This window comes from Sphingomonas naasensis, assembly GCF_004792695.1.
Taxonomy (GTDB): domain Bacteria; phylum Pseudomonadota; class Alphaproteobacteria; order Sphingomonadales; family Sphingomonadaceae; genus Sphingomonas; species Sphingomonas naasensis.
Genome location: NZ_SRXU01000012.1, coordinates 69,108 through 88,343 on the forward strand (window position 1 = coordinate 69,108; position 19,236 = coordinate 88,343).

Annotated in this window: 17 protein-coding genes; all 17 read left to right on the top strand. The window is 68.8% G+C overall.

Going from position 1 to position 19,236, the window contains the following annotated elements:
• Window positions 1–14: 14 nt before the first annotated feature.
• Entirely contained in the window at window positions 15–938 is a 924-nt protein-coding gene (rsmH, locus tag E5A74_RS20030) for a 16S rRNA (cytosine(1402)-N(4))-methyltransferase RsmH (protein ID WP_240699906.1), read from the top strand.
• Complete coding sequence (locus tag E5A74_RS20035; protein ID WP_135987399.1) at window positions 938–1,510, top strand: hypothetical protein; 573 nt, start codon at window positions 938–940, stop codon at window positions 1,508–1,510. Before rsmH ends, E5A74_RS20035 begins: the two co-directional genes overlap by 1 nt.
• Complete coding sequence (locus E5A74_RS20040; protein WP_135987400.1) at window positions 1,507–3,216, top strand: peptidoglycan D,D-transpeptidase FtsI family protein; 1,710 nt, start codon at window positions 1,507–1,509, stop codon at window positions 3,214–3,216. Before E5A74_RS20035 ends, E5A74_RS20040 begins: the two co-directional genes overlap by 4 nt.
• Window positions 3,213–4,628 (top strand): UDP-N-acetylmuramoyl-L-alanyl-D-glutamate--2,6-diaminopimelate ligase, encoded by a 1,416-nt coding sequence (locus tag E5A74_RS20045; protein ID WP_135987401.1) that lies wholly within the window; start codon window positions 3,213–3,215, stop codon window positions 4,626–4,628. Before E5A74_RS20040 ends, E5A74_RS20045 begins: the two co-directional genes overlap by 4 nt.
• Window positions 4,616–5,998: a UDP-N-acetylmuramoyl-tripeptide--D-alanyl-D-alanine ligase gene (locus E5A74_RS20050; RefSeq protein ID WP_135987402.1), complete on the top strand. Its 1,383-nt coding sequence runs from the start codon at window positions 4,616–4,618 to the stop codon at window positions 5,996–5,998. Before E5A74_RS20045 ends, E5A74_RS20050 begins: the two co-directional genes overlap by 13 nt.
• Complete coding sequence (gene mraY / locus E5A74_RS20055) at window positions 5,998–7,068, top strand: phospho-N-acetylmuramoyl-pentapeptide-transferase (protein WP_135987403.1); 1,071 nt, start codon at window positions 5,998–6,000, stop codon at window positions 7,066–7,068. The genes E5A74_RS20050 and mraY overlap by 1 nt, the downstream gene beginning before the upstream one ends.
• A complete protein-coding gene (gene murD, locus E5A74_RS20065; RefSeq protein WP_240699907.1) occupies window positions 7,065–8,471 on the top strand; it encodes a UDP-N-acetylmuramoyl-L-alanine--D-glutamate ligase in 1,407 nt (468 codons plus the stop codon). The genes mraY and murD overlap by 4 nt, the downstream gene beginning before the upstream one ends.
• A gap of 89 nt (window positions 8,472–8,560) precedes the next feature.
• A complete protein-coding gene (locus tag E5A74_RS20070; RefSeq protein ID WP_135987418.1) occupies window positions 8,561–9,697 on the top strand; it encodes an FtsW/RodA/SpoVE family cell cycle protein in 1,137 nt (378 codons plus the stop codon).
• Window positions 9,694–10,845 carry an undecaprenyldiphospho-muramoylpentapeptide beta-N-acetylglucosaminyltransferase gene (murG, locus tag E5A74_RS20075; RefSeq protein WP_135987404.1) on the top strand — a complete coding sequence of 384 codons (1,152 nt, stop codon included), beginning with the start codon at window positions 9,694–9,696 and terminating at the stop codon, window positions 10,843–10,845. Before E5A74_RS20070 ends, murG begins: the two co-directional genes overlap by 4 nt.
• Window positions 10,842–12,260 carry a UDP-N-acetylmuramate--L-alanine ligase gene (murC, locus tag E5A74_RS20080; RefSeq protein WP_135987405.1) on the top strand — a complete coding sequence of 473 codons (1,419 nt, stop codon included), beginning with the start codon at window positions 10,842–10,844 and terminating at the stop codon, window positions 12,258–12,260. Before murG ends, murC begins: the two co-directional genes overlap by 4 nt.
• Entirely contained in the window at window positions 12,257–12,451 is a 195-nt protein-coding gene (locus E5A74_RS20085) for a hypothetical protein (RefSeq protein ID WP_135987406.1), read from the top strand. The genes murC and E5A74_RS20085 overlap by 4 nt, the downstream gene beginning before the upstream one ends.
• On the top strand, window positions 12,448–13,347 hold the full coding sequence (gene murB / locus E5A74_RS20090; protein ID WP_240699908.1) for a UDP-N-acetylmuramate dehydrogenase: 900 nt from the start codon (window positions 12,448–12,450) through the stop codon (window positions 13,345–13,347). The genes E5A74_RS20085 and murB overlap by 4 nt, the downstream gene beginning before the upstream one ends.
• 145 nt (window positions 13,348–13,492) lie before the next feature.
• On the top strand, window positions 13,493–14,410 hold the full coding sequence (locus E5A74_RS20095) for a D-alanine--D-alanine ligase (protein ID WP_135987408.1): 918 nt from the start codon (window positions 13,493–13,495) through the stop codon (window positions 14,408–14,410).
• Window positions 14,407–15,306, top strand: coding sequence for a cell division protein FtsQ/DivIB (locus E5A74_RS20100; protein ID WP_135987409.1), 900 nt, complete (start codon window positions 14,407–14,409; stop codon window positions 15,304–15,306). Before E5A74_RS20095 ends, E5A74_RS20100 begins: the two co-directional genes overlap by 4 nt.
• Before the next feature lie 4 nt (window positions 15,307–15,310).
• A complete protein-coding gene (ftsA, locus tag E5A74_RS20105) occupies window positions 15,311–16,573 on the top strand; it encodes a cell division protein FtsA (protein ID WP_135987410.1) in 1,263 nt (420 codons plus the stop codon).
• 111 nt (window positions 16,574–16,684) lie between these two features.
• Window positions 16,685–18,178, top strand: a complete 1,494-nt coding sequence (gene ftsZ, locus E5A74_RS20110; RefSeq protein ID WP_135987411.1) for a cell division protein FtsZ — start codon at window positions 16,685–16,687, stop codon at window positions 18,176–18,178.
• A gap of 147 nt (window positions 18,179–18,325) precedes the next feature.
• Window positions 18,326–19,236, top strand: a 911-nt coding sequence (locus E5A74_RS20115; protein ID WP_240699909.1) for a tetratricopeptide repeat protein, incomplete at its 3' end; no start/stop codon positions are given.

Here is a 19,236-nt window from a genome sequence, read left to right on the forward strand (position 1 = left end):
CGCCCCATGTCCCCGTGCTGCTCGACGAAGTGATCGACAGCCTCGCCATCGTGCCCGGCGAGCGCCATGTCGACGCGACCTTCGGTGCGGGCGGATACACCAACGCCATCCTCGAGCGGGGTGCCGAGGTGGCCGCCTTCGATCGCGACCCCCATGCGATCGAAGGCGGCCAAACCCTCGTCGCGGAATCGGGCGGTCGGCTGACGCTGATCGAGGCCCCGTTCAGCCAGATGGAGAGCGAGCTCGCGCGCCGGGGCCTCGTGCCGGTCGACGGCGTGACGATGGATATCGGCGTCTCGTCGATGCAGCTCGACCAGGCCGATCGCGGGTTCAGCTTCCAGAGTGACGGGCCGCTCGACATGCGCATGAGCCAGTCGGGGATGACCGCGGAGGAATGGCTCAACACCGCCGACGAGGCCGAGATCGCCGACGTCTTGTTTAATTATGGCGAGGAGCCGCGCTCGCGCCGGGTGGCGCGCGCGATCGTCTCCGCACGACCCCTTAAGCGGACTTCCGAACTCGCCAACGTGGTAAGGAAATCCTTAAACCATAAAGACTACGACAAGAAGGACCCGGCCACCCGGACCTTTCAGGCGATCCGCATCCATCTGAACCGCGAACTCGACGAGCTCGCGGAAGGGCTGGCTGCGGCCGAGCGCGTGCTCAAGCCCGGAGGCCGGTTGGCGGTGGTCACCTTCCACTCGCTCGAGGACCGCATGGTGAAGCGGTTCCTGCGCGAGCGCAGTGGCAGCGAGCCCGCGGGCTCGCGGCATCGTCCGCTGGCGGGGGTCAAGGCCGCGCCGAGTTTCGAAACGCCCGCCAAGGCCGTCCGGCCCGGCGAGGCGGAGGTAGCGCGTAACCCGCGCGCCCGGTCTGCGACGCTGCGCGTGGCGCGTCGCACCGCCGCGGCCGCGTGGGGCAGTGAGGGAGTGAACTGATGGGAGTGCAGGGCTTCAAGGGACTGGGATGGTTCCTGTGCGGCGTTGTCGTGGCGCCCGCATGCTACCTCGTGAATTCCTATGGCGCCGCCGAGCGCAACAAGCTCGAGGCGACGCGGCTCGCGATTGTCCAGGCGCAGCGCGACATTCGCGGCCTCGAGACCGAGTTCAACACGCGCGCCAACCTCGCCCAGCTCGAGCGCTGGAACGGCGAAGTGCTCGCGCTCGCCGCGCCGATGCCGCAGCAATATCTGGCGGGCGAGACCGCGCTGGCGAGCCTCGATCAGCAGCCGGCTGATATTCAGCTCGCCGCGCTGGTGGTGCCGACTGGCGCGCCCGCCGCGCAGATGACCGCCGCGGTGGTGGCGCCCGCCGCCAATCCGGTGCAGGGCGCGCCGCAAACGGCCGCTGTCGCGACGAAGAGCGTGGCGCAGCAGGACGGGGAGCTTCGCAAGCTGATGAAGAAGGCAGACCGCCAGGCGATCGCCTCGGTGGATCGCGGCGTATTGAGCGCATCGACGATGGAAGACCTGCAAAAGCTGGCGAAGCGCGAGAAGCTGGCGCTCCGTTGATCGTCGTCGTCGCCCCGCCGGCCCGACAGGGTCGTACGGGCGGTGCCCGTCAGGCGCTCGTCGCCGTCGCCCAGCTGCGGCTGATGGTGCTTTCGCTGTTGTTCGGCTTCGGCATGCTGGTGGTGATCGGCAAGCTCGCGCTGCTCGCACTATGGGCCGAGCCGGCGACCGCGCGCGACATCGCCGCGTCGCTGATCCCGCCGCGCGGCGACATCGTCGACCGCAACGGCGCGCCGCTCGCGCGCAGCATCGAGGCCTGGTCGATCGCGGTGCATCCCAATCAGGTGATCGGCGACAAGAATACGCTGGCGCAGCGCCTCGCCGAGCTGATCCCGGACAAGAGCGCAGGCCAATATTATGCGCTGCTCAATTCGGGCGGCAGCTTCGCCTATCTGAAGCGTCGGGCGATGCCCGAGCTGGTCACCGCGGTGAACGCGCTCGGCGAGCCCGGCATGGAATTCCAGCGCGAGCCCGACCGGCTCTATCCGCAATCGAACATGGGCGCGCACATCCTCGGCTTCCTCGATGCCAAGGGCGCCGGCGTATCGGGGATGGAGAAGGTTCTCGACGGGCGCCTGACCGATCCGGCCAAGCGCGGGGCGCCGGTGGCGCTGTCGATCGACGCGCGCGTGCAGGCGGCGCTCGAGAACGAGCTCGGCCGGGCGATGACCGATCTGCAGGCCCGCGGCGCCGCGGGGGTGATCCTCGACGTGCGCACCGGCGAGGTTCTCGCGATGACCTCGCTGCCGAGCTTCAACCCCAACGCGTTGCCCGGCGCCGCGCCGCCCAACAACGTCACCCAGAGCGTCTATGAGCTCGGCTCGACCTTCAAGCCGCTCGCCGTTGCCGCGGCGATCGATTCGGGCACGATCACCAACATGGCGCGCCGCTTCGACGCGACCCGGCCGCTCCAGGTCGGGCGGTTCATGATCCATGACGATCCGGGCGACGAGCAGTTCCGCTGGCTCAACATCCCCGAGACGCTGATCTATTCGTCCAACATCGCCACGGCGCGGATCGCCGACGAGCTCGGCGCTGAAAAGCTGCAGGACATGTTCCGCCGGCTCGGCTTCGATCGGCGCCCCGGCATCGAGGTCGGCGGCGCGCGGCCGCTCTGGCCGAGCTATTGGGGACGCATCACGGTGATGACGACCGCCTATGGCCATGGCATCGCGGTGACGCCGCTCCATCTCGCCAATGCCTATGCCACGCTGGTCAATGGCGGCATTCTGCGTCCGACGACGTTGCTCAAGGTCGATCCGGCGCATGTCCCCGCCGGCCAGCGCGCGCTGCAGGAATCGACCAGCGCGCGGATGCGCCAGCTGCTCCGGCTGATCGTGCTCAAGGGCACCGGGCGCAAGGGCGAGGCGCCGGGCTTCCGGATCGCGGGCAAGACCGGCACGGCCGAGGCCGCGTCGGGCGGCGGTTATGACAAGCATCGCAACGTCTCGACGTTCGCAGCGGCTTTCCCGATCGACGCGCCGCGCTATGTGATGGTCGCCATGCTCGACTCACCCAAGGCGAATCCCCAAAAGGGCGTCTATCGCACCACCGCCGCGTGGACGGCTGCCCCCGTCGTCTCGCGCGTCGTCAGCCGCACCGGCACCTTGCTGGGGGTTACCCCCGACGCCGGCCGCGACATCGACGAGCGTGACCTGCTTCCGCTGATCTGGACCGGGCCCGAGCCCAAGCCGGGCGCCGAATGAAACTGGGCGCGCTGACCGGCGGAGAAGAAAGCGCCGTCGTCACCGGGTTCGCGATCGACCACCGCAAGGTGGCCCCGGGAACCATATTCGGCGCGTTCGAGGGCGCTCGGGTCAATGGCGAGGACTTCATCCCCGCGGCCGTCGAGGCAGGCGCGGTGGCGGTCGTCGCGCGCCCCGGGGCGGTCGTGAAAGGTGCCCTCCACATCGCCGACACCAATCCGCGCGAGAAGTTCGCGCGGCTGGCGGCGCAGTTCTTCGCGCCCTTCCCCGAAACGGCGATCGCAGTGACCGGGACCAACGGCAAGACCTCGACCGTCGAGATGACGCGCCAGCTGTGGCGGATGTCGGGGCACCATGCCGCGTCGATCGGCACGCTGGGCGTGACCACCTCCGACGAGACGGTGACGACCGGACTGACCACGCCCGACGTCGTGACCTTCCTCGCCAATGTCGCCGGGCTGGCGCGCGAGGGCGTCACCCATGTCGCGTTCGAGGCGTCGAGCCACGGGCTCTCTCAATATCGCACCGAAGGGCTGCCGGTCCGCGCCGCCGCCTTCACCAATCTGAGCCGCGACCATCTCGATTATCATGGCGACATGGCCGCCTATTTCTGCGCCAAGCTCCGTCTGTTCGCCGATGTGCTCGATGTCGACGGCACCGCGGTGGTCTGGGCCGATGATCCGCACGCCCCGCGCGTCGAGGAGCTCGCCCGGATGCGCGGCAACAAGCTGATCACGGTCGGCGAGCATGGCGAGACGCTCAAGCTGGTCGGGCGCGAGCCGACCTTGCTGGGGCAGGGGCTGACGATCGAGGCCGAGGGTCGGAAGCACAAGGTGATGCTGCCGCTGATCGGCGCCTATCAGGCCGCCAATGCGCTGACCGCCGCGGGGCTGGTGATCGCGACCGGCGGCGACGTGAGCGCGACGCTCGCCAACCTCGCGCGGCTGCAGCCGGTGCGCGGGCGGCTCGAGCGCGCGGTGATCACGCGTGCCGGGGCGCCGGTCTATGTCGATTACGCGCATACTCCCGACGCGCTCGACGCGGCGATCGCGGCGCTCAAGCCGCATACCAGCGGGCGGCTGATCCTCGTGTTCGGCGCGGGCGGAGACCGCGACGCGGGCAAGCGTGAGCCGATGGGCCATGCCGCGGCGGCGGGTGCCGATGTCGCGATCGTCACCGACGACAATCCGCGCACCGAAGATCCCGCTGCGATCCGCGCCGAAGTCCTCAAGGGCGCGCCCGGCGCGACCGAGATCGGCGAGCGACGCGCGGCGATCGCGGCGGCGATCGCGATGGCCGGCGCCGAGGACATTGTACTGATCGCCGGCAAGGGCCACGAGCAGGGCCAGATCGTCGGCGATAGCGTGCTTCCTTTCGACGATGTGAGCGTTGCCCGGGAATGCGCGGCGTGACGCTCTGGACCTCGGACGAGATTGCTGCCGCTACCGGCGGGGCCGCCTCGGCGGCCTTTGCCGTTTCGGGGGTGACCTTCGATTCGCGCGAAGTTGGCGCCGGCGACCTGTTCCTCGCCCTGAAGGGTGAGGCCACCGACGGACATCGCTTTCTCGATCGGGCGTTCGCGCAGGGCGCGGCGGGGGCGGTGGTGTCGACCCGGACGCCGCATCCGCATGTGCTGGTGGCCGATACCACCGCGGCGCTCGACGCGCTCGGCGCCGCATCGCGCGCGCGAATGCAGGGCAAGGTGATCGGCGTCACCGGATCGGTCGGCAAGACCGGCACCAAGGAAGCGCTGTTCGCCGCACTCGATCGCTGCGATCCCGGCTGCGCGCACCGCTCGGTCAAGAGCTACAACAACCATACCGGCGTGCCGCTGAGCCTCGCCCGCATGCCGCGCGAGACGCGCTTCGGCGTGTTCGAGATGGGGATGAACCATGCCGGCGAACTCGCCCGGCTGACCCGGCTGGTCCGGCCGCACGTCGCGATCGTCACCACGATCGCGCCGGCGCATATGGGCTTCTTCGCCAGCGAGGAAGCGATCGCCGACGCCAAGGGGGAGATCTTTCAGGGGCTCGAGCCGGGCGGAACCGCGATCGTGCCCTTCGACAGCCCGCATCGCGACCGGCTGATCGCGGCGGCGAGGCCGCATGCCGCGAAGATCGTCACCTTCGGGCTGCAGCCGGGCGCCGATTTCCGCGCCGCCGAGCGGATGCGGACGCGGACCGGCGGAACCTTCGTCACCGCGCATTTCGATGCGCGCGAGCTGAGCTTCACCATCGCGCAGCCGGGCGAGCATTGGGTGTCGAACGCGATGGCGATCCTCGCCGCGGTCGACGCGGTGGGCGGCGATCTCGAGATGGCAGGGCTGGCGCTCGCCGAGATGGGCGGGCTCGCCGGGCGCGGCGCGCGCTTCATGGCGGAGCTGCCGGGCGGTGAGGCGCTGGTGATCGACGAGAGCTACAATGCCAACCCCGCCTCGATGCGCGCGACGCTGGCGGTGCTCGCCAACGAGCCGGGGCGCAAGATCGCGGTGCTCGGCGAGATGCGCGAACTCGGCGAACATTCGGACGCGTTTCATGCCGGACTCGCCGAGCCGATCGCCGCGGCGGGGGTGCGCTATGCCATCCTCGTCGGCGATGCGATGGAAGCGCTCGCAAAGGCGCTTGAGGGCCGGATCGATTTCGTCCATGTGCCCGACGCCGCAACCGCGCGCGAACGGCTGACCGCCGTGCTGGCGCCGGGCGATGCGGTCCTCGTGAAAGGTTCGAACGGCGTGCGTCTCTCGGGCGTAGTGGCGGCATTGGCGGAAAGGGCGATGGCCTGATGCTTTACTGGATCGCCGAGCAACTGGGCTTCCCCGGAATCCTCAATCTCATCCGCTATCTCTCGTTCCGCACCGGCGCGGCGGTGGCGACCGCGCTGCTGCTCGGGCTGATCATCGGGCCGCGGTTCATCGGCTGGCTGCGCGTTCGCCAGGGCAAGGGCCAGCCGATCCGCAGCGACGGGCCGCAGAGCCACCTCGCCAAGCGCGGCACCCCGACGATGGGCGGGCTGATGATCCTCACATCGCTGATGATCTCGCTTCTGCTGTGGATGAACCTCGCCAACCCGCTGGTCTGGGCGTGCATGTTCGTGACCTTCGGCTTCGGCGCGATCGGGTTCCTCGACGACTATGACAAGGTGCGCAAGGCGAGCACCGCGGGCGTCTCCGGCAGGGTTCGGCTGCTCGGCGAGTTCGCGATCGCGGGGGTCGCCAGCTGGGTGATCATCTCGCAAACCGGGACCCAGCTCTACGTGCCGTTCCTCAGCTGGATCCACCCTGATCTGGGCTGGTTCTACATTCCCTTCGCCGCGTTCACGATCGTGGCATTCGGCAACGCGGTGAACCTCACCGACGGGCTCGACGGGCTGGCGACGATGCCGGTGGTGATCGCCAGCATGGCGTTCATGCTGATCGCCTATGTCGTCGGTCGCGCAGACTATGCGAATTATCTCGGTGTCCCGCACGTGCCCGGGGCGGGCGATCTCGCAATCTTCTGCGGCGCGATCGTCGGGGCGGGGCTCGCTTTCCTGTGGTTCAACGCGCCCCCGGCGGCGGTGTTCATGGGCGATACCGGCAGCCTCGCGCTTGGCGGCGCGATTGGCGCGATCGCGGTCTCGTCGCAGCACGAGCTGGTGCTCGGGATCATCGGCGGGCTGTTCGTGCTCGAGGCGCTCAGCGTGATCATCCAGGTGTTCTTCTTCAAGCGCACCGGCAAGCGCGTCTTCCGGATGGCGCCGATCCACCATCATTTCGAACAGCTCGGCTGGTCGGAGCCGACGGTGGTGATCCGCTTCTGGATCATCGCGTTCGTGCTGGCGCTGGCGGGGCTCTCGACGCTGAAGCTGCGGTGATCACGAGCACGGCCTGGCGCGGCAAACGCTATGCGGTGCTCGGGCTTGCGCGGTCGGGGCGGGCGACGGTCGACGCCTTGATGACGTCCGGGGCACGCGTGGTGGCGTGGGACAGCAACGAGACGGCGCGCAATCAAATCCTCTCCCGGAGGGAGAGGGGGACCAGCGAAGCTGGTGGAGAGGTAGTCTCCACGAGCGACGCCGCCCGCGGAGAATACCCCTCCGTCAGCCTGCGGCTGCCACCTCCCCCTCCGGGGGAGGATTTGACTGTTGCCGATCCGCTCGAGATCGATCTGACCGGCTTCGCCGGCGTAGTGGTGTCGCCGGGCGTGCCACTCAACAAGCATCCGATCGCAGCCAAGGCGCGCGATGCGGGCGTCCCGATCATCGGCGACATCGAACTGTTCGCGCAGGCCCGCGCCGAATTGCCACCGCACAAGGTGGTCGGCATCACCGGCACCAACGGCAAGTCGACCACCACCGCGCTGATCCACCACATCATCGAGACCGCCGGCATTCCAGCCCGGCTGGGCGGCAATATCGGCCTGCCGATTCTCGGGCAGGATCCGCTGCCGGAAGGCGGCGTCTATGTGCTCGAGCTGTCGAGCTATCAGATCGACCTGACCTTCGGCCTCGACTGCGACGTCGCAGTGCTGCTCAACATCACCCCCGACCATCTCGACCGCTATGCCGGGTTCGAGGCCTATGCGGCGTCGAAGGCGCGGCTGTTCGAAATGCAGTCGAAGGGCCACGCCGCAGTGATGGGCATCGCCGACGCCCCCTCGGCCGAAATCGCGCGGCAGGTGGCGGTGTCGGGCCGCAGCGAGGATCTTCACAAGATCGCGCCGGGCGTCTGCATGGACCAGTCGCGCTGGCCGGCGCTGCAGGGGCCGCACAATGCCCAGAACGCGCTCGCCGCGATCGCCGCATGCGAGGCGCTGGGGATCGACAAGGAAGCGATCGACAAGGGCCTCGAGACCTTCCCCGGCCTGCCGCACCGGATGGAGCGCGTCGCCACGAAGCGCGGCGTGCTGTTCGTCAACGACAGCAAGGCGACCAACGCCGATTCGACCACGCCGGCGCTCTCCGCCTATCCGCGCGTCCACTGGATCCTCGGCGGGCTCGCCAAGACCGACAGCCTCGAGGCCTGCCGCCCCGGCTTCGGGCATATCGTCAAGGCCTATACGATCGGCGACGCCGGCGAATTGTTCGCTTCGCTGCTCGAAGGCGAGATGCCGGTCGAGCGCTCGGGAACGCTCGAGGCTGCCGTGAAGAGCGCCGCCGCCAATGCGCAGCCGGGCGACACCGTGCTGCTCTCGCCGGCCTGCGCCTCGTTCGACCAGTTCAAGGATTATGAGGCGCGGGGCCAGGCCTTCCGCGATGCCGTGGAGGCGCTCGGGTGAACGACGCCGCCGAAACCCAAAAGGCGAATGGCGACGTCCGGCGGCGGGTGAGCAAGCAGCTCGGCCGCGCCAACACCTCGCGCGCGGGGATGTGGTTCTGGGAAGTCGATCGGGTGCTGCTGCTGCTCGCGATGCTGCTGATCGCGATCGGGCTGGTCGCGGTCGCGGCGGCCTCGCCGGCGACTGCCAAACGCTATTCGGACGCGACTCACATCATGCCGGCGATGCATTATTTCTGGCGACAGCTGGTCTGGGCCTGCCTGTCGGTGCCAGTGCTGATCGGTGTCTCGATGCTGCCGATCACCGCGGCGCGGCGCTTCGCCCTGTTCGGCGCGGTGATCTTCCTGCTGCTGCTCGCGCTGGTGCCGTTCATCGGCTCGGAGACCAACGGCGCGCGGCGCTGGATCGATTTCGGCGTGGCCGACCTCCAGCCGTCGGAGTTCCTCAAGCCCTTCTTCATCGTCGCGACCGCGTGGATGCTGTCTTTCCGCGCCAAGGATCCCGAGCTGCCGGTATTGTTCATCACCGGCGGGCTGACCGCGGTGATCGCGGTGCTGCTGATGCTCCAGCCCGATTTCGGCCAGACCATGGTTTTCGGGATCGTCTGGCTGATCCTGCTGACGCTTTCGGGCATCTCGCCGCTGGCGATTGGCGGGCTGATCGGCACTGCGTTCGCCGGGGTGATCGCCGCCTATTTGTTCTACGACACGGCGCGCACGCGCATCAATAATTTCCTCTTCCCGACCAAGGAGGCCGCGCTCGCCGACCGCTATCAGGTCGACATGGCGCATCAGACGCTGAGCGCAGGCGGGCTGACCGGAGCCGGGCCGGGGAGCGGGCAGGTCAAGTTCAAGCTGCCCGAGGCGCATACCGACTATATCTTCTCGGTGATCGGCGAGGAGTTCGGCCTCGCCGCCTGCGCGGTGATCGTGCTGCTCTACGCCGCGATCGTGATCCGCGTGTTCATGAAGATGCTCGACGAGGAGGACGCGTTCCGCCTGCTCGCCGCCTCGGGCCTCGCCGCGCAGTTCGGCGTGCAGGCGATGATCAACATGGCGGTCAACACCGGCATCGCGCCGTCCAAGGGCATGACCCTGCCGTTCATCAGCTATGGCGGATCGTCGATGATCGCGCTGTCGATCGGCTACGGGTTGCTGCTCGCCTTCACGCGGCGAAACCCGTATCTGAAGCGCTCGCCATATACGGGTCGGTGGAGCAAGGGATGACGAATTCGCGCAGCTATGTTCTGGCAGCGGGCGGGACCGGAGGGCATATGGTGCCCGCCGCCGCCCTCGCGGCGGAGCTGGCGAAACGGGGGCACAAGGTGGCGCTGGTCAGCGACGATCGCGGCGTGCGCTTTCCGGGATTGTTCGACGGGATCGAGACGCATGTGCTGCCCGCAGGCCGGCTCGGCGGCGGTCCGCTCGGCTATCTTCGCGCGGCAAGCCGTATCATGGCGGGACGATCGATGGCGCTGCGGCTCTATCAGGAGCTGCGCCCCGCCGCGGTGATCGGCTTTGGCGGCTATCCGGCGCTTCCCTCGATCCTCGCGGCGTTCCGCGCCGGGGTGCCGACGGTGATCCACGAGCAGAACGCCGTGCTCGGCCGGGTCAATCGCTTCGTCGCGGGCCGGGTCGACGCGATCGCCACCAGCTATGACGCGGTCGAGCGGATGAAGCCGCGCTGGGCGCGCAAGACGCATCTGATCGGCAATCCGGTGCGCGAGGCCGTGCTGGCCCTTCGCGAGCGGCCCTATCCGATCCTCGACGAGGACGGCATCTTCCGCGTGCTCGTCACCGGCGGGAGCCAGGGCGCGACGGTGCTGAGCCGGGTGGTGCCCGACGGGCTGGCGCTGCTCCCGGTGCATTTCCGCCGCCGGCTGCAGGTGACGCATCAGGCGCGGATCGAGGATATCGACGCGGTGCGCGCCAAATATCAGGCGCACGGCATACCCGCCGACGTCTCGACCTATATCACCGACATGCCCGAGGCTTTGGCCTGGGCGCATATCGTCATCGCCCGCGCCGGCGCGTCGACGATCGCCGAGCTGACTGCGGCGGGGCGCCCGGCGATCCTCGTGCCGCTGCCGAGCGCGACCGACGATCACCAGACCGCCAACGCCCGCGAGATCACCAATGCCGGTGGCGCGCGGACGATCGCGCAGCGCGCCTTCACTGCGACCGAACTCGCCAAGCAGATCCAGAAGCTCGGGCTCGACACGCAGGGCCTCGAAAATGCGGCGAACCGCGCGAAGAGCGTCGGACGCCCGCACGCGGCGAGCGACCTCGCCGATCTCGTCGAATCGATTCACGCTCCGACGGCGCCGATCAAGGTGCGCCGTGCGGCAATCCAGGGAAGGCTCGCCCACGCATGAAGGGTGTCGCAACCGACATCGGCACGATCCATTTCGTCGGGATCGGCGGCATCGGCATGTCGGGAATCGCCGAGGTGATGCACAATCTCGGCTACAAGGTGCAGGGCTCGGACGTCGCCGAGGGCTATGTCGTGCAGGGGCTGCGCGACCGCGGCATCCCGATCGAGATCGGCCATAAGGCGGAGAATATCGGCGACGCGGCGGTGGTCGTGGTGTCGACCGCGATCGTGCGCACCAATCCCGAGGTCGAGGCTGCCTATCAGCGCCGCGTGCCGGTGGTGCGGCGCGCCGAGATGCTCGCCGAGCTGATGCGGCTGAAGTCGACCGTCGCGGTGGCGGGAACGCATGGCAAGACCACGACGACCTCGATGGTCGCCGCACTGCTCGACGCGGGCGGGGTGGACCCGACCGTGATCAACGGCGGCATCATCAACCAGTACGGCTCGAACGCCCGGCTCGGCGACAGCGAGTGGATGGTGGTCGAGGCCGATGAGAGCGACGGCAGCTTCCTGCGATTGGACGGCACGATCGCGGTGGTCACCAACATCGATCCCGAACATCTCGACCATTATGGCTCGTTCGATCGCGCCAAGGACGCCTATGTCGAGTTCGTCGAGAACGTGCCCTTCTACGGCGCGGCCCTGCTCTGCCTCGACCATCCCGAAGTGCAGGCGATCATCCCGCGCGTCCGCGATCGCCGGATCATCACCTATGGCTTCGCCGCCAGCGCCGATGTGCGCGGGGTGAACGTCACGCCGCATTCGGGCGGCAATCGCTTCGAGGCGATCATCCGCAACCGCGACGGCACCGTCCGCTCGATCGAGAATATCGAGCTGCCGATGCCCGGTCGTCACAATGTCCAGAACGCGCTCGCCGCGATCGGCGTGGCGCTCGAGCTCGGCATCCCCGATGCGACTATCCAGCAGGGCTTCGCCAAGTTCGGCGGGGTCAAGCGGCGCTTCACCAAGGTCGGCGAGACCGACGGGGTGACGATCATCGACGATTACGGCCATCATCCGGTCGAGATCCGCGCCGTGCTCGCCGCGGCGCGCGAGAGCGCGGAAGGGCGGGTGATCGCGGTGGTCCAGCCGCACCGCTATTCGCGGCTCGGCAATCTGATGGACGACTTCGCCCAGGCCTTCAACGACGCCGACATGGTGCTGGTGACCCCGGTCTATGCCGCCGGCGAGGAACCGCGCGAGGGCGTGAACGCCGAGGCGCTGGTCGACGGGATTCAGCGGCGCGGGCATCGCTCGGCTGCGGCGGTGGCCGATGCCGAGGCCCTGGCGCGAGCGCTCGCCGAAGCCGCGGTGCCGGGCGACATGGTCGTGTGCCTGGGCGCGGGCGACATCACCAAATGGGCCGCGGGGCTCGCCCCGGCGATCGCGGCGGCGCGGGAGGGCGCGCCGGCATGAGCGACTGGTTCTCGACCGCGATCGAGATGCAGCGCGAGATCCTCCGCGCGCAAAAGGCGCAGATCGACGCGGCGCAGAAGATGCTCGACGCGGGCAAGCAGATGACCGCGCTGCAGGAAGCCGGGCAGAAGGCCGCCGAGGCGAACCTCGCGGCGTGGCAGCAATGGGCGAAAATGTGGGGGTGGAAGTGAGCGTCTGCTACGCGCTTCCGCCCGTCCGCGGAAAGCTGAGCCACGGCGCGCCGCTCGCGCCGCTGGTGTGGTTCAAGAGCGGCGGCGCGGCGGAATGGCTGTTCGAGCCGGCCGATGCCGATGATCTCGGCAATTTCCTCTTCGCGCTCGATCCCGCGATTCCGGTGATGGGGCTGGGGCTGGGCTCGAACATGATCGTCCGCGACGGCGGGGTGCCGGGTGTGGTGGTGCGGCTGGGCAAGGCCTTCGCGACCGTGGAGCAGATCGACCCGACCACGCTCAAATGCGGCGGCGGCGCGTCGGGAATCCTCGTGTCGTCAAAGGCGCGAGACGCGGGGATCGGCGGCGTCGAGTTCCTCCGCTCGATCCCGGGGACCGTCGGCGGATTCGTGCGGATGAACGGCGGGGCCTATGGCCGCGAGACCCGCGACATCCTGATCGAGTGCGAAGTCGTGCTGCGCTCGGGCGAGCTTCGTACGCTGGCTCTGGCCGATCTCGGCTACACCTATCGCCATAGCGAGCTGCCGCGCGGCGCGATCGTGGTGAGCGCAACCTTTCGCGGTCATGCCGAGGAACCGGCGGTGGTGCAGGCCGAGATGGACCGCATCGCCGCCGCGCGCGAGGAATCGCAGCCTTTGCGCTCGAAGACCGGCGGCTCGACCTTCAAGAACCCCGAAGGCCACAAGGCCTGGGCGCTGATCGACGCGGCAGGCTGCCGCGGATTGCGGCGGGGCGACGCGCAGGTGAGCGAAAAACACTGCAATTTCCTGCTCAATCTGGGCAATGCCAGTTCGGCCGACATCGAGGCGCTGGGCGAAGAGGTCCGCGCGAAGGTGAAGGCGCAGTCCGGCGTTGCGCTGGAATGGGAAATCCAGCGTATCGGAGTGGAGAAGTGATGGGCGTTTCTTCGATCCTCCCCGGAACGGGGAGGGGGACCAGCCGTAGGCTGGTGGAGGGGGGGCTCCTCATTGGCCAACCCTCGCGGAGAGCCCCCTCCGTCAGCGCTGTGCGCTGCCACCTCCCCGTGCCGGGGAGGATCTGATGTCGCTCCACATCGCCGTGCTGATGGGCGGGTGGTCCGCCGAGCGCGAGGTTTCGTTGATGTCGGGGAACGGCGTGGCGGATGCGCTCGAGAGCCTCGGGCACCGGGTCAGTCGGGTCGACATGGCGCGCGACGTCGCCGTGAAGCTTTCCGAGCTCCGGCCCGACATCGTGTTCAATGCGCTCCACGGCACCCCCGGCGAGGACGGGACGGTGCAGGGCACGCTCGATCTGATGGGACTCAAATATACCCATTCGGGGCTGGTCACCTCGGTGATCGCGATCGACAAGCAGCTCACCAAGCAGGCGCTGGTGCCGCACGGCATCCCGATGCCCGGCGGACGGATGGTGCGCAGCGAGGAGCTCTACCAACGCGATCCGCTGCCGCGCCCCTATGTGCTCAAGCCGGTCAACGAGGGCTCGTCGGTGGGTGTCGCGATCGTCACCGCCGAGGGCAATTACGGCAATCCGATCAGCGCCGACGCGCGCGGGCCGTGGCAGGAGTTCGACGAGCTGCTCGCCGAACCGTTCATCCGCGGGCGCGAGCTGACCACCGCGGTGCTCGGCGATCAGGCGCTCGGCGTGACCGAATTGAAGCCGAAGAGCGGCTTCTACGATTACGACGCCAAATACACCGACGGGCTGACCGAGCATGTCTTCCCCGCCGACATCCCCGAGGAGGTCGCCGATGCGTGCAAGCGGATCGCGCTCGACGCGCACCGGCTGCTCGGCTGCAAGGGCTGCTCGCGCTCGGACTTCCGCTGGGACGACAGCCAGGGCGCCGACGGGCTGTTCCTGCTCGAGGTCAACACCCAGCCGGGGATGACGCCGCTCAGCCTCGTCCCCGAACAGGCGCGCCATCTCGGCATCTCCTATGCCGAGCTGGTCCAGCGCATCGTCGACGAGGCGCTCGCTTGAGCCGCAAGCCCGCCCAGCGCACCGCGACCCGACGCGGCGCCGCGCCCGCCAAGCGCAAGGCGAACGCGCGCCGGCCGAAGCGGCCGGGGTTGCTCGACCAGGCGGTCGCGGCGCTGCCGTTCAGCCAGGCGACGCTGACCCGCATCGCGACATGGAGCATCGTCGGCACTGTCGGCGCAGTCGCGCTAGGCGTGGCGACATGGTTCGGCGTGCCCGCCGCCGTGGGCACAGCGGTCGCCAATGTCGTTGGCGATGCGGGGCTCAAGGTCGACGAGATCCAGATCGACGGCATCAAGCGCATGGACAAGATGACCGTGCTCACCCAGGCGCTCGACCAGGACTCGCGGGCGATGCCGCTGGTCGATCTCGCGCTGGTGCGCGAGCGGCTGCTCAAATATCCGTGGGTCAAGGACGCGCGCGTCTCGCGCCGACTGCCCAACACGCTGCGCATCTTCATCATCGAGCGCGAGGCGGCGGCGATCTGGCAGCAGCATGGCCAGCTGATGCTGGTCGACACCACCGGCGTGCCGCTCGAGCCGGTATCGACCGACGCGATGCCCGATCTGCCGTTGCTGATCGGCGAGGGCGCCAACGCGCAGGAGCCGGCGCGGAGCCGGCTGCTCGCCGAGGCGCCGGCGATCAAGCCGCTGGTCAAGGCGGCGACGTGGATCGGCAATCGGCGCTGGGACCTGACCTTTGCCAGCGGCGAGAAGCTCCAGCTTCCCGAGGGCGAAGAAGCAGCGGCTAAGTCCTTACGCAAATTCGCAGAGTTGGATGCGGCGCAAGGTCTGCTACGTAAGGGTACGATACGCTTCGACATGCGCGTGCCGGGGAATATGGTGATGCAGCGGCCGTTGGGGCAAACGGCGACGACCAGCGTTGGGACAGGGGAATAAGACGATGGCCAAGGCAGTACCCGAAGGACTGATCACCGCACTCGATGTGGGATCGTCCAAGGTCTCGGCGCTGATCGCGCAGCGGGCGGACAATGGCCAGCTCGTCGTGCTGGGCACCGGTCAGCGCGAGAGCCGCGGCGTCAAGCGCGGCTATGTCGCCGACATGCACGCCACCGAGCTCGCGATCCGCGAGGCGGTCGAGCAGGCCGAGCGCATCGCCGGCACCAATATCGAGGACGTCTGGGTCAGCTTCTCGGCGGGCGGGCTGCTCTCCGACGTGGTCAAGCTCGAAGCCGATCTGTGCGGCCACCGCGTCGAGCAGGCCGATATCGACGAATTGCTCAAGGCGGGCCGTGACGCGATCGATCCGCAAGGCAAGATGGTGCTCCACGCCCAGCCGACCTGCTACACGATCGACGGCCTTGCCGGCGTCAAGCGCCCGCTGGGGCTGCACGCCGACCGGCTCGGCATCGACATCCATGTCGTCTCGACCGAAGGCTCGCCGGTCCGCAATCTCGACCTGTGCGTCCGCTCGGCGCATCTCGAGGTGCGCTCGATCATCGCTGCGCCGGTCGCCACCGGGCTCGCCTGCCTCACCGACGAGGAGCGTGAGCTGGGTGTCGCGCTGGTCGAGATCGGCGCGGGGGTGACCAACGTCTCGGTGTTCGCCGGCGGCGTGCTCGCCGGGCTCGCCTCGATCCCGATGGGCTCGGCCGACATCACCGACGACATCGCCTCGGCGTTCGGCACCGCGCGCAACTGGGCCGAGCGCACCAAATGCTTCCACGGCTCGGCCAATCTGAGCCCGCGCGACAATCACGAGATGATCGACGTCCAGCCGGCGATCCCCGACGACGGCGCCGAGGGCCCGCGCATCACCAAGGCGCAGCTCAACGCCACGATCCGCCAGCGGCTCGAGCGGCTGATGGCCGAGATCCAGAAGGAGCTGAGGAAGCTCGGCTTCCAGGATCCGATCGGCCGCCAGATCGTGCTCACCGGCGGCGGCGCCGAGCTGAAGGGCATCGCCGATTATGCCCAGCAGTCGCTCGGCAACGCAGTCCGCGTCGGCCGGCCAAAGGGGCTGATCGCGCTTCCCGAGGCGCATGCCGGTCCGGCCTTCGCGACGCTCGCCGGGCTCGCCCGCTTCGCCGCAGCCGATCCGATCGATCTGCGCGCGCTCGAGCCTGCCGGGCATCAGATGGTCACCAAGGCCAGCCCCGGCGCGGTATTTCAGCGACTCATGGCGGCATTTCGGTCGAATTATTAAAGAAATACGACCGGCGGGCCGGTTTCCACTAGAGTCAGTTGCATCCATAGTGCATCAAAGCGTTCAACGGCGCCGCCCCAGCGCGATGGCGGCGCCAGGGGAGATTAAGGAATGAGCATCGAATTTCTTCCGGCCGACGTCGACGAGCTGACGCCCAAGATCACGGTGATCGGTGTCGGCGGCGCGGGCGGCAACGCGATCGCGAACATGATCCGCGCCGACGTCCAGGGCGTCGAGTTCCTCGTCGCCAACACCGACGCGCAGGCACTCAAGCAGTCCTCGGCCGGGCAGCGCATCCAGCTCGGCGCGAAGATCACGCAGGGCCTCGGCGCAGGTTCGCGTCCCGAAATCGGACGCGCCGCGGCCGAGGAGACGATCGACCAGGTCCAGAAGGCGCTCGAAGGCGCGCATATGTGCTTCATCGCCGCCGGCATGGGCGGCGGCACCGGCACCGGCGCCGCCCCGGTGATCGCCAAGGCCGCGCGCGACATGGGTATCCTGACCGTCGGTGTCGTCACCAAGCCCTTCGCCTTCGAAGGCCGCCGTCGCGCGCAATCGGCGGAATCGGGCATCGAGGAGCTGCAGAAGTACGTCGATACGCTGATCGTCATCCCCAATCAGAATCTGTTCCTGATCGCCAACGCCAACACCACCTTCAAACAGGCCTTCGAAATGGCCGACGAGGTCCTTCAGCAGGGCGTTCGCGGGATCACCGATCTGATGGTCATGCCGGGCCTGATCAACCTCGACTTCGCCGACGTCCGCTCGGTGATGCAGGAGATGGGCAAGGCGATGATGGGCACCGGCGAGGCCGACGGCGACGACCGCGCGCTGATCGCGGCGCAGAAGGCGATCGCCAACCCGCTGCTCGACGGCGTGAGCATGAACGGCGCCAAGGGCGTGATCGTCTCGATCACCGGCGGCGAGGACATGCGCCTGCTCGAGGTCGACGAAGCCGCGAACCATATTCGCGAGCTGGTCGATCCCGATGCGAACATCATCTGGGGTTCGGCGTTCAATCCCGACCTCGAAGGCAAGATCCGCGTCTCGGTCGTCGCGACCGGCATCGACGCCGATGCCCAGGCGCGCGCCGCGCCGGCCACCGAGCAGCCGCGCGTCTTCTCGTTCGCGACTCCGCGCCGCAGCGCCGCGCCGGCCGCTGCCGAGCCGGCAGCTCCCGCCGCCGAGCCCGGCTTCTCCGAGCCGAGCTACGAAGCCGAGGAAGCCCAGGAAGACGAGGCCCCGATCGTGCTCGAGGCGCCCGAGGGCATCGAGCCCGAGCCGCAGCCCGAAGAGCCGGTGGCGAGCTTCGACGAGGCAGGCGATTCCGACGAGCTGCTGCTCGGCGAAGGCAATGCCGTGCCGCTCGAGGAGCCGGCCGCCGAGCCCGAGCCTGCGCCTGCGCCCGAACTCACCAGCCGTCGCCGCTGGCTGACCGGCGGCAGCGACGAGGAGCCTGCGGCCGAGACCAAGCCCGCGGGCCGCCGCGCCGGCGGCACGCTGTTCGAGCGCATGGCGTCACGCGGCGCCTCCAAGGCTGCCGAGGAGGACGACAAGGATCCGCTCGACATCCCGCGCTTCCTGCGCAGCCAGAACAACCAGTAAGGCGTTCGTCGCCGGCGGATCTCGCTTCGGCGATCTGCCGGCGATGCGTCATTGGCGGTTCAGCCAATGCCGTGTCTGGCTGATCGCTCGATGAAGCAAATTCGTTTCCCGGGTCCCCTGACCCTTGCGCTCCTGCTCGCCGGCGCCATGCCGGCCCATGCCCAGGTCGGGATGGTCCAGCAGATCAATCCCGATGCCGACCGCCTGGCCGAGGAAATGCGCGTGCTCGCCGCCGATCCGCGCAACGTCCGTGCGCTGCTCGAAGCCGGGAAGCTCAGCGCCGAGCTGGGCGATACCGCCGCGGCGATAGCATTCTACGCTCGCGCCGAGACGATCGACCCGACCAATCCGCGCATCGCCGCCGGGCGCGCCTCGGCGCTGGTGCGGATGGAGCGACCCGGCGAGGCGCTGCGGCTGTTCCAGACCGCCGAGGCGCGCGGGCTGGCGGCGCGCGACTATGCCGCCGATCGCGGCTTCGCCTATGACCTGCTCGGCCAGCCGGGGCTCGCCCAGGCAGACTATAAGCTCGCGCTGCAGGGCACGCGCGACGACGAGACGATCCGTCGCTATGCGCTCTCGCTCGGGATCACCGGCGATGTCGAGGAATCGATGCGCCAGCTCGATCCGCTGCTGCGCAAGAGCGATCGCGCGGCGTGGCGTGCGCGCGCCTTCATCCTCGCCATGAACGGCGACATGCCCGGCGCCGAGCGGATCGCGACGAGCATGATGCCGGGCAATATGGGCCATTCGCTTGCGCCCTTCTTCCGCCGTCTCGCCAATCTCGCGCCCGCCGACCGCGCCTTCGCCGTGCATTTCGGCCAGCTCTCGCCGACCGCGGCGCGGCTCGCCGACGCGCGGATGGCGCCGGTGCTGCCGCGCTATGTCGCGCCGGCACGACCGGTGCTGCTGGCGCAGGCACCGCCGCAAAGCCAGGCGGCGCGTCCCGTGGCTGCCCAGAATGATGCGCGCGACCGGCGATCGCGGCGCCAGCGCGAGCGCGATGCGCGCGCCATCGTGCCGCCCGCCACGCGGACCGCGGCGACGCAACCCGCACCGGC